At 51.2% G+C, this 12,657-nt stretch carries 16 protein-coding genes; 12 read left to right on the top strand and 4 right to left on the bottom strand.

Annotated features, from left to right (window positions below; all coding sequences use genetic code 11):
• Position 1: 1 nt before the first annotated feature.
• On the bottom strand, positions 2-652 hold the full coding sequence (locus FDW98_RS15245) for a YceH family protein (protein ID WP_096757568.1): 651 nt from the start codon (positions 650-652) through the stop codon (positions 2-4).
• A gap of 35 nt (positions 653-687) precedes the next feature.
• Positions 688-1,272 (bottom strand): ribosomal protein S5-alanine N-acetyltransferase, encoded by a 585-nt coding sequence (rimJ, locus tag FDW98_RS15250; protein ID WP_096757569.1) that lies wholly within the window; start codon positions 1,270-1,272, stop codon positions 688-690.
• A 258-nt stretch (positions 1,273-1,530) separates the two neighbouring features.
• Here rimJ and mdtH point away from each other — a divergent pair, with 258 nt between their 5' ends.
• From mdtH to FDW98_RS15295, 9 genes are all read left to right on the top strand, one after another.
• Positions 1,531-2,739: a multidrug efflux MFS transporter MdtH gene (gene mdtH / locus FDW98_RS15255; RefSeq protein WP_096757570.1), complete on the top strand. Its 1,209-nt coding sequence runs from the start codon at positions 1,531-1,533 to the stop codon at positions 2,737-2,739.
• 114 nt (positions 2,740-2,853) lie between these two features.
• On the top strand, positions 2,854-3,414 hold the full coding sequence (locus FDW98_RS15260; protein ID WP_096757571.1) for a lipoprotein: 561 nt from the start codon (positions 2,854-2,856) through the stop codon (positions 3,412-3,414).
• 105 nt (positions 3,415-3,519) lie between these two features.
• The gene (gene pyrC, locus FDW98_RS15265; RefSeq protein WP_096757572.1) at positions 3,520-4,566 is read left to right on the top strand and encodes a dihydroorotase; all 1,047 of its coding nucleotides are present in this window, start codon (positions 3,520-3,522) and stop codon (positions 4,564-4,566) included.
• Positions 4,567-4,640: 74 nt separating this feature from the next.
• Positions 4,641-4,886: a DNA damage-inducible protein I gene (gene dinI, locus FDW98_RS15270; protein WP_096757573.1), complete on the top strand. Its 246-nt coding sequence runs from the start codon at positions 4,641-4,643 to the stop codon at positions 4,884-4,886.
• Positions 4,887-5,227: 341 nt separating this feature from the next.
• Positions 5,228-5,482, top strand: a complete 255-nt coding sequence (gene bssS / locus FDW98_RS15275; RefSeq protein WP_096757575.1) for a biofilm formation regulator BssS — start codon at positions 5,228-5,230, stop codon at positions 5,480-5,482.
• 128 nt (positions 5,483-5,610) lie between these two features.
• Positions 5,611-6,729 carry an N-methyl-L-tryptophan oxidase gene (gene solA, locus FDW98_RS15280; RefSeq protein ID WP_096757576.1) on the top strand — a complete coding sequence of 373 codons (1,119 nt, stop codon included), beginning with the start codon at positions 5,611-5,613 and terminating at the stop codon, positions 6,727-6,729.
• A 50-nt stretch (positions 6,730-6,779) separates the two neighbouring features.
• Positions 6,780-6,893, top strand: a complete 114-nt coding sequence (locus FDW98_RS15285; protein ID WP_096757577.1) for a YceO family protein — start codon at positions 6,780-6,782, stop codon at positions 6,891-6,893.
• A 262-nt stretch (positions 6,894-7,155) separates the two neighbouring features.
• Positions 7,156-7,722, top strand: coding sequence for a cytochrome b (locus tag FDW98_RS15290; RefSeq protein ID WP_096757578.1), 567 nt, complete (start codon positions 7,156-7,158; stop codon positions 7,720-7,722).
• A gap of 1 nt (position 7,723) precedes the next feature.
• The gene (locus tag FDW98_RS15295; protein ID WP_096757579.1) at positions 7,724-8,299 is read left to right on the top strand and encodes a YceI family protein; all 576 of its coding nucleotides are present in this window, start codon (positions 7,724-7,726) and stop codon (positions 8,297-8,299) included.
• Positions 8,300-8,358: 59 nt separating this feature from the next.
• Here FDW98_RS15295 and FDW98_RS15300 read toward each other — a convergent pair whose 3' ends face one another.
• The gene (locus FDW98_RS15300; RefSeq protein WP_096757580.1) at positions 8,359-9,411 is read right to left on the bottom strand and encodes a rhodanese-related sulfurtransferase; all 1,053 of its coding nucleotides are present in this window, start codon (positions 9,409-9,411) and stop codon (positions 8,359-8,361) included.
• A gap of 221 nt (positions 9,412-9,632) precedes the next feature.
• Between FDW98_RS15300 and FDW98_RS15305 the strand changes: the two genes are divergently transcribed.
• The 3 genes from FDW98_RS15305 to FDW98_RS15315 all read left to right on the top strand — a co-directional run bounded on the left by FDW98_RS15305 (position 9,633) and on the right by FDW98_RS15315 (position 12,383).
• The gene (locus FDW98_RS15305) at positions 9,633-10,553 is read left to right on the top strand and encodes a Kdo(2)-lipid IV(A) acyltransferase (protein WP_096757581.1); all 921 of its coding nucleotides are present in this window, start codon (positions 9,633-9,635) and stop codon (positions 10,551-10,553) included.
• Between the two features lie 153 nt (positions 10,554-10,706).
• Positions 10,707-11,927 carry a multidrug efflux MFS transporter MdtG gene (gene mdtG / locus FDW98_RS15310; RefSeq protein ID WP_096757582.1) on the top strand — a complete coding sequence of 407 codons (1,221 nt, stop codon included), beginning with the start codon at positions 10,707-10,709 and terminating at the stop codon, positions 11,925-11,927.
• An 81-nt stretch (positions 11,928-12,008) separates the two neighbouring features.
• Positions 12,009-12,383, top strand: coding sequence for a MysB family protein (locus FDW98_RS15315; protein ID WP_096757583.1), 375 nt, complete (start codon positions 12,009-12,011; stop codon positions 12,381-12,383).
• Here the strand turns inward: FDW98_RS15315 and FDW98_RS15320 are convergent, their stop codons facing one another.
• A complete protein-coding gene (locus tag FDW98_RS15320) occupies positions 12,384-12,623 on the bottom strand; it encodes a YceK/YidQ family lipoprotein (RefSeq protein ID WP_217439126.1) in 240 nt (79 codons plus the stop codon).
• Positions 12,624-12,657: the final 34 nt, after the last annotated feature.

Raw genomic sequence — 12,657 nt, forward strand, 5'->3', positions numbered from 1 at the left:
GTTACTCTCCCAGATGCGCCAGCAAGGATTCGAGCCGCTGTTTTAACTCAGCGACTTCGCTTTCCAGCACCTCAACGCGCGCCTGCAAATCGCTGGATGCCGCCTGAGGCTCATCAGCGGTTGTCACCATCGTCAGATCGACGTCGCCACAGAACAGATGCATATAGCGGCTTTCGCGTTTTCCCGGTTCACGCGCCAGACGGACCACGTAAGGACCATCTTCGCGGGTGGCCAGCTGTTCCAGCGTTGACTCCACTTCCGCCACATCGCTGAATTCATACATGCGGGATGCGCGACTACGCAGTTCGCCCGGCGTCTGCGCACCGCGCAGTAACAGCGTGGTGATCAAGGCCACCTCACCGGCGCTGAGCTTAAGGTTACCAAACTCTGAATTGCAGAAGCGCTGTTCGTACTTGGTCACACGATTGCCGAATCCGCTCACCGTACGCAAGAAATGGCGTTTCACCAGATTATCGAGCTGATCCTGCACCTCCGATTCCGACAGATTCATCACCGGTTCACGATTGGTTTTTTGGTTACAGGCGGTCACGACACCATTCACGGAGAGCGGATATTGTTCCGGCGTAGTCACCTGTTTTTCCAGCAAACAGCCAATCACGCGTGCTTCGGTAGCGGTTAATTCATATTTCATCGTCTTCTCCATTCATCAGCCAATACAGCTGAAACTTAGCGACCGGGGGTCCATTCTGATGTTGTTAACGCCGTCAGCACATGATCGCGCCACTGCCCATCTATCAGCAGATAGTCTTTGGCATAACCTTCTTTTTCAAATCCAAGCCGCGCCAGCAAATCGCCGCTACGTTTATTGTGTGGCATATAGTTCGCCATAATGCGATGAATATGCTGCGTGCGCTGCATGTAGCGAATGGCTGCAACCAATGCCTCGTACATCAATCCCTGCCCTTGCCACTTTTGCGCAATGGAATAGCCGAGATAGCAGGCGTGAAACGATCCACGCACAACGTTGGAGAAATTTGCAACACCGATAATCTCTTTCTCTTCCGGGTCGAGCAGCGCAAAGTACCAGGCAGAGCCTTGTTTATGAAACTCGGTGATCATACTCAGACGCGCCTGCCAGCCAGAGGGATAGCAGTGGCTTTCATCGCGAATAGGCTCCCAGGGCTTTAAGAAATGACGATTCTCTGCGTAATAATCTGCCAGACGCCAGGCATCACGCTCATGCACTAAACGCACGACCAGGCGGTCCGTGGTTAAGCGCACTTTTGGCACGTTACTGCGATAGCCAAACATTCTATACCTACTCCTTCCCGCACCGTTTTCAATACGCTATTCGCGATACTATACCTGTACAAATATGCCCGATGAAAAGAGCAAAACACCATTTCTTGAATTATTCACACATTTTGATGAAAACTCTCTATCAAGACCGACTTTTGATAAAAAAATATTGTCCCGCCGAGGGTGGGAAAAGGTCAGACAACCCCGCAGAATAGACAGGCTTACCGTTAAAACTCTAAACAGAGTGACGAGTTTTTCCCTGGAGGGGAAATGTCGCAAGTCTCGCAGGCGAGGAACCTGGGTAAATATTTCCTGCTTATCGATAATATGCTGGTCGTGCTGGGTTTCTTCGTCGTCTTCCCGCTGATCTCGATTCGTTTCGTCGACCAAATGGGTTGGGCCGCCGTGATGGTCGGCATCGCGCTCGGGTTACGTCAATTTATTCAGCAGGGTTTGGGAATTTTTGGCGGGGCCATTGCCGACCGTTTTGGCGCAAAACCGATGATTGTCACCGGCATGCTGATGCGCGCCGCCGGGTTTGCGACGATGGGAATCGCCCATGAACCCTGGCTTCTGTGGTTTTCCTGTTTTCTCTCCGGGCTGGGCGGCACGCTGTTCGATCCCCCCCGTTCGGCGCTGGTGGTCAAACTGATCCGCCCGGAAAAGCGCGGGCGCTTCTTCTCCATCCTGATGATGCAGGACAGCGCCGGGGCGGTCATTGGGGCATTACTGGGAAGCTGGCTGTTACAGTATGACTTCAGGCTGGTCTGCGCCACCGGGGCCATTATCTTCATCCTGTGCGCCGCCTTTAACGCCTGGTTGCTTCCTGCGTGGAAACTATCGACAGTGAAAATTCCGGTGCGTGAAGGAATGAACCACGTGATGCGTGACAAACGATTTGTCACTTACGTGCTGACGCTGGCAGGTTACTACATGCTGGCAGTCCAGGTGATGCTGATGCTGCCGATTATGGTTAACGACATTGCAGGATCCCCGGCGGCCGTCAAATGGATGTATGCCATCGAGGCGTGCCTCTCGTTAACGTTGCTCTACCCGATTGCCCGCTGGAGCGAAAAACGTTTTCGCCTTGAACACCGTCTGATGGCCGGTCTGTTAATCATGTCACTCAGCATGATGCCTATTGGGTTGGTCGGAAACCTACAGCAGCTCTTCACCCTGATCTGCACGTTCTATATCGGCTCCATTATTGCTGAGCCAGCACGTGAAACGCTCAGCGCCTCGCTGGCGAGCGCACGGGCCCGGGGGAGCTATATGGGCTTTAGTCGGCTGGGACTCGCCATCGGCGGCGCCATAGGCTACATCGGCGGCGGCTGGCTGTTTGATATGGGTAAGGCACTGTCGCAGCCCGAGTTACCGTGGATGATGCTGGGTGTTATCGGCATTATCACCTTCCTGGCGCTGGGCTGGCAGTTCAGCCACAAACGCACGACGCGTGGCATGCTGGAGCCTGATGCCTGACGCGTAACCCTCAGCCCGGACACCTTTTCAGTTTTTTTGCTGGTGTCCGGGGCGCTGGTACTGGATGCTGCTTTGTGTCACGATTACGCCATAAGCATCATGTTGAGGAACCCCATGAAAAAGTTTTTTTTTGCTGCTGCACTCATTGTCAGCGGCCTGTTGGTTGGTTGTAATCAACTCACACAATACACGGTAAGCGAGCAAGAAATTAACCAGGCGCTGGCAAAGCATAATAATTTTTCGAAAGATATCGGTTTGCCCGGCGTTGCTGAAGCCCACATCGTGCTGAGCAATCTGACCAGTCAGATAGGTCGTGAAGAACCCAATAAAGTGACCCTGACCGGCGATGCCAACCTGGACATGAACTCACTATTTGGCAGCCAGAAAGCGACAATGAAGCTGAAGTTAAAAGCATTACCGGTGTTCAATAAAGAAAAAGGCGCGATTTATCTGCAAGAGATGGAAGTGGTTGATGCGACCGTCACACCAGAAAAAATGCAGTCGGTTTTGCAAACCCTGATGCCATATTTAAACCAGTCGCTGCGCAATTATTTCAACCAGCAACCGGCATACGTCCTGCGTGAAGACAGCAGTGAAGGCGAAGCGCTGGCGAAAAAGCTGGCAAAAGGAATTGAAGTAAAACCGGGTGAAATCATCATCCCGTTCACCGATTAACACATCAAAGGGCGCATCAGCGCCCTTTTTTTTCGTGCAAACGAAAACGTTTCCGCTTATCCTTTGTTTCCGGCAAAAAAGACTATCCTCAGCCGGAGCATATTGATGACTGCACCATCCCAGGTATTAAAGATCCGCCGCCCAGACGACTGGCATCTTCACTTTCGCGATGGCGACATGTTGAAAACTGTCGTGCCCTATACCAGTGAAATTTATGGACGCGCAATTGTCATGCCGAACCTGGCACCGCCCGTCACTACTGTTGACGCAGCCATCGCTTACCGTCAGCGTATTCTGGACGCCGTACCTGCCGGACACGATTTCACCCCGTTAATGACCTGCTATCTGACGGACACGCTGGATCCCAACGAACTGGAGCGCGGGTTCAACGAAGGTGTTTTCACCGCCGCCAAACTCTACCCGGCTAACGCCACCACCAACTCTACTCACGGCGTGACCTCTATTGATGCCATCATGCCGGTTCTGGAACGGATGGAAAAACTCGGCATGCCTTTGCTGGTGCACGGTGAAGTCACGCATGCGGAGATTGATATATTCGATCGCGAAGCTCGCTTTATTGACACGGTGATGGAGCCATTGCGGTCGCGTCTGACCGCGCTGAAAGTGGTGTTTGAACATATCACCACTAAAGACGCCGCCGACTACGTGCGTGACGGCAATGATCTGCTGGCAGCGACCATTACCCCGCAGCATTTGATGTTTAACCGCAACCATATGCTGGTCGGGGGCATTCGTCCGCATCTGTATTGCCTGCCTATTCTCAAGCGAAACGTCCACCAGCAGGCGCTGCGCGAACTGGTCGCCAGTGGTTTCAGCCGGGCGTTCCTCGGCACTGACTCGGCGCCGCATGCGCGTCATCGTAAAGAATCCAACTGCGGCTGCGCGGGGTGCTTTAATGCCCCTACCGCGCTCGCCAGTTATGCCACCGTCTTCGAAGAGATGAACGCCCTGGCCCATTTTGAGGCCTTCTGCTCGCTTAACGGTCCTCGCTTCTACGGACTGCCGGTTAACGACACCTTTATTGAACTGGTTAAAGAAGAGCAGCAGATACCGGAAAGTATCGCACTGGAGGGGGACACGCTGGTGCCTTTCCTCGGCGGTGAAACAGTACGCTGGTCAGTGAAACGCTAAAAAAATGTCGCCACCTGTTGTCAACTGGTGAAGTTAACTGTATAAATAACCAGTATATTCAACAGGGGGCTATTATGCGTATTGAAGTCACTATTGCCAAAACTTCGCCTTTGCCTGCTGGCGCCATTGACGCGTTGGCAGGTGAACTCTCCCGTCGTATTCACCATCATTTTCCGGATAACGACGGTAACGTCACCGTCCGTTATGCCGGCACAAACAATCTGTCGGTCATTGGCGCGACAAAAGAGGACAAAGAACGCATCAGCGAGATCCTGCAAGAGACATGGGAAAGCGCGGATGACTGGTTCATTAATGAATAAAAAATGATATGCAGTGATGTTTTTTGCCGGGTCGCCCCGGCTTTTTTTATTTTCCCGGATCATAAAGATTTCGAGCAATCTCTCTCAACAAAACAGTTAATGTTTATTTACATGCTGATCATCTTTTAGTCAAAACCACAAAATAACTGCACAACATGCTAAAAAAATATGAATGACATGCCGGTTTATCGTTCAGATAACACTTAAAACAAAAAAATTATGCCCTGTCCTCTTTAAATTTTCAGTGAATACCCTTATTTATTGGTATACTGAACTTGCTTCAGAAAAAAACGCATTGAACCTCGAAAACCGTTGTCTAGTAACACGAATTAGGGGGCATGATGGAAAAGAATAATGAAGTCATTCAGACTCATCCGCTTGTAGGATGGGACATCAGCACCGTTGATAGCTATGATGCGCTGATGCTGCGTTTGCACTACCAGACCCCGAATCGTCCAGACCCAAATGGGACTGAAGTTGGTCAAACGCTCTGGTTAACCACTGATGTTGCCAGGCAATTTATTTCGATATTAGAAGCCGGAATCGCCAAAATTGAATCAGGTGATTTCCCCGCTAATGAGTATCAGCGTCATTAAATCTGATGCACCCAACCTTCAAAAGGCACCTTAACGGTGCCTTTCTTATTTGATGGTTGAACATTCCGGGTTGAATATTCCAGGTCAGTTATTTACCCTGCTACTATCGCGATTGCAGAGAGAAGCGGATGAAATACGACTTAATCATTATTGGCAGCGGTTCCGTAGGCACCGCCGCCGGATACTATGCCACGCGCGCCGGTCTGAATGTACTGATGATCGATGCACATATGCCACCGCACCAACAGGGTAGCCATCACGGCGATACACGCTTAATTCGTCATGCCTATGGCGAAGGTGAAAAATACGTTCCGTTGGTCCTGCGTGCGCAGACATTGTGGGATGAACTCGCCCAGCATAATGAAGAACCTGTGTTTGTCCGTTCTGGTGTTGTCAACCTCGGCCCGGCAGATTCCACGTTCTTATCTAACGTGGCGCAAAGCGCAAAACAGTGGCAGCTCAACGTTGAACAGTTGGATGCCGCTGCCATCATGGCCCGCTGGCCCGAAATTCGTGTCCCGGAAAACTATATCGGCCTGTTTGAGGCCGATTCAGGTTTTCTGCGCAGTGAGTTGGCCATTAAGACCTGGATTCGCCTGGCTGAGGAAGCAGGCTGCGCTCAGCTGTTTAAATGCCCGGTTACCGCAATTCACCATCATGATGATGGCGTAACGGTTGAGACCGCAGACGGCGACTATCACGCGAAAAAAGCGCTGGTGAGTGCCGGCACCTGGGTACAGGCATTAGTACCGGAATTGCCGATACAGCCAGTGCGCAAAGTGTTCGCGTGGTATCAGGCTGACGGGCGCTACAGCGTTAAAAACAATTTCCCGGCCTTCACCGGCGAATTGCCTAATGGCGATCAGTATTACGGTTTCCCGGCCGAGAACGACGAACTGAAGATTGGTAAACATAACGGCGGGCAGGTTATTCACTCAGCCGAAGAGCGCAAAGCGTTTGCCGCTGTCGCCAGCGATGGTTCAGAGGCTTTCCCGTTCCTGCGTTCTGTTCTGCCCGGCGTGGGATGTTGTCTGCACGGTGCGTCATGCACCTACGATAACTCTCCGGATGAAGACTTTATTATTGATACGCTACCCGGACATGATAATACGCTTATTATTACCGGGCTAAGCGGTCACGGCTTTAAGTTTGCCTCGGTACTGGGGGAGATTGCGGCTGATTTTGCCCAGGACAAGCCGTCGGCCTTCGACCTGGCACCGTTCAAACTGAACCGTTTTAAACTATGACCATGATATGGCCTCGCCACTGGGGCCATTTTATTGAAGGAATAATAGTGATGCGCCGCATCGTTGACTATCTGGTGAATAATATACGCGAGCATTTTATGCTCTACATTATTTTATGGTCGCTGCTGGCAATCATGGATGTAATATATATTATGTTTTTCTGATCTTAGCCTGCTGACAATAATTGACAGCAATTGAGATTTCTTTAATTTTTATTGTGATTAATTGAATAATCAGAAACCCTACAAAGTACCGCACATCAGGCTCTACCCGCCCATCTTTCTCTAAACACCTGATGATCAACTCATCATCACATCAAATTTATTGAATTAAAAATAAATATCATCACTATTGTTATTTATTAGTTGCATTAATGTCTTTTACAGGCCATTTTCATTCACTTCTGAAATATCTATCGGTGTATTTATGCAATTCAATAATAGTCCACAGCGCTATGGTGTGGTGTCAGCCGTTTTGCACTGGCTGGTCGCGCTTGCCGTGTATGGCATGTTTGCGTTGGGTTTATGGATGGTCACACTCAGCTATTACGATGGCTGGTACCACCAGGCACCTGAACTGCATAAAAGCATCGGCGTATTGCTGATGATGGGGCTGGTGATTCGCGTGGTCTGGCGGCTGTGCTCTCCTCCTCCTGCGGCATTGAAAAGCTATTCTCGCTTAACTCGTCTGGCTGCGGCCCTGGGCCACCTCAGTTTATATCTGCTGCTGTTCTCCATTGTCATCAGTGGGTATTTAATTTCGACCGCAGACGGCAAACCCATCAGCGTCTTTGGCTGGTTTGAGATACCCGCCACGCTCGCCAATGCCGGGGTGCAGGCCGATCTCGCCGGGAGTCTGCACCTGTGGCTTGCCTGGAGCGTTGTGGTCCTCTCTCTTTTACATGGGCTGATGGCCCTGAAACACCACTTTATCGACAACGACGATACCCTTAATCGCATGTTGGGAAAATCGTCATCTGACTATGGAGCTTAAAATGAAAAAAAACCTGCTGGGACTGACTCTCGCATCTTTACTGTTTACCACCGGTTCGGCCATCGCGGCAGATTACAAAATCGACAAAGAAGGACAACATGCCTTTGTTAATTTTCGTATTCAGCATCTGGGATACAGCTGGCTGTACGGCACCTTTAAAGACTTCGACGGATCGTTTACCTTCGATGAAAAAAATCCAGCCGCCGATAAAGTGAACGTCACCATTAACACCAACAGCGTTGACACTAATCATGCCGAGCGTGACAAGCATCTGCGCAGCGCAGATTTCCTTAACGTCGCCAAATTCCCGCAGGCGACCTTCACCTCCACCAGCGTGAAGAAAGCGGGTAACGACCTGGATATTACCGGGGATCTGACGCTGAACGGCGTCACCAAACCGGTCACGCTGGACGCGAAGCTTATTGGTCAGGGTGGCGATCCGTGGGGTGGCACCCGTGCAGGCTTTGAAGCACAAGGGAAGATTAAACTGAAGGACTTTAACATCACCACCGACCTGGGGCCTGCTTCACAGGAAGTAGACTTAATCATCTCGGTAGAAGGTGTTCAGCAGAAATAGCATCTCAATGCTACCAAAATGGCAGCCGGATGAGGCTGTAGCCCTCATCCGGCATCATTTTATTGCGCAGGGTCCGGAATACCCAGTTTAGTATTCAGACGGCCACGGGACTTATTAAAAATTTTATTGCCATTCTCACGACCTGCGCGACGGCGACGTTGTTCCTCTTCAGGCAACGTACTCTCTTCACAACACAGATCGCTGCAGCACCCTTTGTACTTCTCGGCGCAGGCCGGGCACTGGATAAACAGCAGATGGCAGCCGTCATTTTTGCAGTTGGTATGGCTGTCGCACGCCACACCACACTGGTGACAATGTGCGATAACATCTTCGGAGATCCGCTCCCCCATCCGCTCATCAAAAACAAAGTTTTTACCGATGAAGCGTACCGGAAGTCCCTGTTCTCGAGCTTTACGGGCATATTCAATAATGCCGCCCTCAATGTGCCAGACTTTACTGAACCCGTTGTATTTCATCCAGGCGCTGGCCTTCTCACAGCGAATACCGCCCGTGCAGTACATTACGATTTTTTTATCTTTATGTTCCTGCATCATTTCAACGGCTTTCGGCAACTGATCGCGGAACGTATCTGCCGGGATCTCCATGGCGTTCTCGAAGTGCCCCACCTCATACTCATAGTGGTTGCGCATATCGATAAACACCGCGTCAGGATCGTCAAGCATAGCGTTCACTTCTGCCGCCTTCAGGTAATCACCAACGTTGCTGGCATCAAAATCAGGATCATCGATACCATCCGCCACAATACGCTCACGGACTTTCATGCGCAGTACCCAGAACGATTTTCCGTCATCGTCCAGCGCAATGTTAAGTCGCAGCCCGGCAAATGCAGGATCAAACGCGTACAGCTGCTGACGGAATGCCTCAACCTTGCTTTGCGGCACGCTGATTTGTGCGTTAATGCCTTCGTGCGCCAGATATACGCGCCCGAAAACGTTCAGCTCGGTGAACAGTTGGTACAGCGCATCACGCGTATCCTGAGGATTAACGAGGTTGAAATATTTATAAAACGAAATCGTGGTGCGCGGCTTAGATTCCGCCAACATTTTAGCTTTGAGCGCGTCATTCGAAATGCGGTTGTGTAACACTGGCATGGTGTACGTTTCCTGCAGTCAGTAAAAAGATGAAAATCGGCCGGCATCATAAAGCAAACATCGCCAATTTACATCCACACATTTTACGCTACATTTCATACTTCATGATAAAAGCGTCACAACAATTGACGAAAAACCAGCCATTCTCCCGTCACAAATTTTTGATACGCGCGAAAAAATGCGACAATACAGGGCATTGGTCGTTTAATGACAGGATAGACATGACGAATTTACCCAAGTTCTCGGCTGCACTTTTGCATCCACGTTATTGGTTAACCTGGCTAGGTATTGGCATCCTTTGGTTGATCGTGCAGTTACCCTATCCGTTCCTCTATAAGCTGGGCTGTACATTAGGTCGTCTGGCGTTACATGTGATGAGACGCCGGGCAAAGATTGTTTCGCGAAATCTGGAGCTGTGCTTCCCGCAGATGAGCGAACAAGAGCGTCAGCGGATGGTGGTAAAAAACTTTGAGTCCGTCGGCATGGGCGTAGTGGAAACCGGCATGGCCTGGTTTTGGTCCGACCGTCGTATTACGCGCTGGACCGAAGTAATCGGCATGGAGCATATTCGTGATGTTCAGGCACAGCAGCGTGGGATCCTGTTAGTGGGTCTGCACTTTCTGACGCTTGAATTAGGCGCGCGTCAGTTTGGTTTACAGGAACCCGGTATCGGGGTGTATCGCCCCAACGACAATCCGCTGCTCGACTGGCTACAAACCTGGGGGCGTATGCGCTCCAATAAATCAATGCTCGATCGTAAAGATCTAAAAGGGATGGTCAAGGCTCTGAAGAAAGGTGAAGTGGTCTGGTATGCCCCGGATCACGACTACGGCCCACGCTCCAGCGTCTTTGTGCCGCTGTTTGCTGTAGAGCAGGCTGCAACCACCTCTGGGACGTGGATGCTGTCGCGAATGTCCAATGCATGTCTGGTGCCGTTTGTCCCTCGTCGTAAACCTGACGGCAAAGGGTATCAGTTGATTATGCTGCCGCCGGAATGTTCGCCGCCGCTGGACGATGCTGAAACCACCGCCGCGTGGATGAACAAAATTATTGAGAAATGCATCATGATGGCGCCGGAGCAATATATGTGGCTACATCGCCGGTTCAAAACACGCCCTGAAGGCGCACCTTCCTTGTACTGACCCTTTGTTGCAGCCCGCGGGCTGCAACATCTCGCCCCCCCGTTTAGGTTTTACTGCTCTGCGCATTGCAGCGACTATCAACCAGGCGCATAATTAGTCTGCTTACTTATTTTTACACGATAGCGCAAACAGCGCGCCACACTGCGGATCGCTATGTCACCCTCAGATGTCTCCATCAACTGGAAGCGTAATCTCACGGTTGCCTGGCTCGGTTGCTTTTTAACCGGTGCAGCATTTAGCCTGGTGATGCCTTTCTTACCCCTGTATGTCGAAAGCCTCGGCGTGACGGGACACGGTGCCCTGAACATGTGGTCGGGTCTGGTGTTCAGCATTACGTTTCTTTTTTCAGCTATCGCTTCACCTTTCTGGGGCGGCCTTGCAGATCGCAAAGGCAGGAAAATCATGCTCCTGCGCTCAGCGCTGGGGATGGCTGTCGTGATGCTGCTAATGGGGCTGGCGCAAAATATCTGGCAGTTTTTGATCCTGCGTGCGCTGCTGGGACTGCTTGGTGGGTTCATTCCCAATGCGAATGCGCTGATCGCCACCCAGGTGCCGCGCAATAAAAGCGGCTGGGCGCTGGGAACACTTTCAACCGGCGGCGTCAGTGGCGCACTGCTGGGCCCGCTGGCGGGAGGCTTGCTTGCCGACCAATACGGATTGCGCCCCGTTTTCTTTATTACCGCCAGCGTGCTGCTGCTTTGTTTTATGCTAACATTATTTTTTATTCGTGAGCATTTTCAACCGGTCAGCAAAAAAGAGATGTTGCACATTCGGGAGGTCGTCGGATCCTTAAAAAATCCAAAGCTGGTACTGAGTCTGTTCGTCACCACACTGATCATTCAGGTCGCAACCGGATCCATCGCACCTATCTTGACGCTGTATGTGCGGGAACTGGCGGGTAACGTCGGCAATATCGCTTTTATCAGCGGCATGATCGCTTCCGTTCCCGGCGTGGCCGCTTTACTCAGCGCGCCGAGGCTGGGAAAATTAGGCGACCGCATAGGCCCGGAGAAGATCCTGATTGTCGCTCTGGTCATTTCCGTATTGCTGCTCATCCCCATGTCATTCGTCCAGACGCCCTGGCAGCTTGGCGTCCTGCGCTTTTTGCTGGGAGCCGCCGACGGCGCACTGCTCCCTGCCGTACAAACGCTGCTGGTCTATAACTCAACCAACCAAATAGCCGGGCGTATTTTCAGCTACAACCAGTCATTTCGTGATATTGGCAACGTGACGGGGCCACTGATGGGCGCAGCTATTTCAGCCAACTATGGTTTTCGCGCGGTCTTCTGCGTGACCGCGGGAGTGGTCTTGTTTAACGCGCTCTACTCCTGGAACAGCCTGCGCCGACGTCGCGAAACCCAGCGCACGCAATGATTTTTGTGCATTCATACTTGCATTAGCAGAGAATCAACTATTATTTCCCTGAATACCTCATTAAATCAAAGGGAGACGCTGATGACCATGTATGCCACGCTGGAAGAAGCCATTGATGCTGCCCGTGAAGAGTTTCTGGCTGATAACCCCGACTTAGATGCGGACGACGCCAGTGTTCAGCAGTTGAACGTACAAAAGTATGTGCTACAGGATGGTGACATCATGTGGCAGGCTGAGTTTTTCGCCGACGAAGATGAGGAAGGCGAATGTCTGCCGATGCTGAGCGGTGAAGCGGCACAAAGCGTCTTTGATGGCGATTATGATGAGATTGAAATTCGCCAGGAGTGGCTGGAGGAAAATACCCTCCACGAGTGGGATGAAGGCGAATTCCAGCTTGAACCACCTCTGGATACCGAGGAAGGTCAGACGGCAGCCGACGAATGGGATGAGCGGTAATTACTCGTAGGGACCATGGTGGATGTCAAGGGGCAACAGCAGCGTATCAAACACCAGTGAAAAAGGCAGATCGATCAGGGTGACATAGCGCCATGCTGAATCCCGGACATCCCACTGCACGCCGGGATAGTATTGATTTCCGTGACCTTGCCCCGGGATCGTGCGGCTAATAATACTGCCGCACCCGCTCAGCAAGATGACCATGATTCCAACCGCAAGTATTCGCACCTGAACCCTCATTAATAACATTGTCATCCACACAAAAAAATACCGG

Origin of the sequence: Citrobacter sp. wls711, from assembly GCF_005281055.1 — a bacterium.
Classification (GTDB): domain Bacteria; phylum Pseudomonadota; class Gammaproteobacteria; order Enterobacterales; family Enterobacteriaceae; genus Citrobacter; species Citrobacter gillenii.

Excerpts from the sequence above, each read along its gene's own strand:
- FDW98_RS15245 (WP_096757568.1), bottom strand. The coding sequence starts at position 652 with ATGAAATATGAATTAACCGCTACCGAAGCACGCGTGATTGGCTGTTTG.
- rimJ (WP_096757569.1), bottom strand. The coding sequence starts at position 1,272 with ATGTTTGGCTATCGCAGTAACGTGCCAAAAGTGCGCTTAACCACGGAC.
- mdtH (WP_096757570.1), top strand. The coding sequence starts at position 1,531 with ATGTCGCAAGTCTCGCAGGCGAGGAACCTGGGTAAATATTTCCTGCTT.
- FDW98_RS15260 (WP_096757571.1), top strand. The coding sequence starts at position 2,854 with ATGAAAAAGTTTTTTTTTGCTGCTGCACTCATTGTCAGCGGCCTGTTG.
- pyrC (WP_096757572.1), top strand. The coding sequence starts at position 3,520 with ATGACTGCACCATCCCAGGTATTAAAGATCCGCCGCCCAGACGACTGG.
- dinI (WP_096757573.1), top strand. The coding sequence starts at position 4,641 with ATGCGTATTGAAGTCACTATTGCCAAAACTTCGCCTTTGCCTGCTGGC.
- bssS (WP_096757575.1), top strand. The coding sequence starts at position 5,228 with ATGGAAAAGAATAATGAAGTCATTCAGACTCATCCGCTTGTAGGATGG.
- solA (WP_096757576.1), top strand. The coding sequence starts at position 5,611 with ATGAAATACGACTTAATCATTATTGGCAGCGGTTCCGTAGGCACCGCC.
- FDW98_RS15285 (WP_096757577.1), top strand. The coding sequence starts at position 6,780 with ATGCGCCGCATCGTTGACTATCTGGTGAATAATATACGCGAGCATTTT.
- FDW98_RS15290 (WP_096757578.1), top strand. The coding sequence starts at position 7,156 with ATGCAATTCAATAATAGTCCACAGCGCTATGGTGTGGTGTCAGCCGTT.
- FDW98_RS15295 (WP_096757579.1), top strand. The coding sequence starts at position 7,724 with ATGAAAAAAAACCTGCTGGGACTGACTCTCGCATCTTTACTGTTTACC.
- FDW98_RS15300 (WP_096757580.1), bottom strand. The coding sequence starts at position 9,411 with ATGCCAGTGTTACACAACCGCATTTCGAATGACGCGCTCAAAGCTAAA.
- FDW98_RS15305 (WP_096757581.1), top strand. The coding sequence starts at position 9,633 with ATGACGAATTTACCCAAGTTCTCGGCTGCACTTTTGCATCCACGTTAT.
- mdtG (WP_096757582.1), top strand. The coding sequence starts at position 10,707 with ATGTCACCCTCAGATGTCTCCATCAACTGGAAGCGTAATCTCACGGTT.
- FDW98_RS15315 (WP_096757583.1), top strand. The coding sequence starts at position 12,009 with ATGACCATGTATGCCACGCTGGAAGAAGCCATTGATGCTGCCCGTGAA.
- FDW98_RS15320 (WP_217439126.1), bottom strand. The coding sequence starts at position 12,623 with ATGAGGGTTCAGGTGCGAATACTTGCGGTTGGAATCATGGTCATCTTG.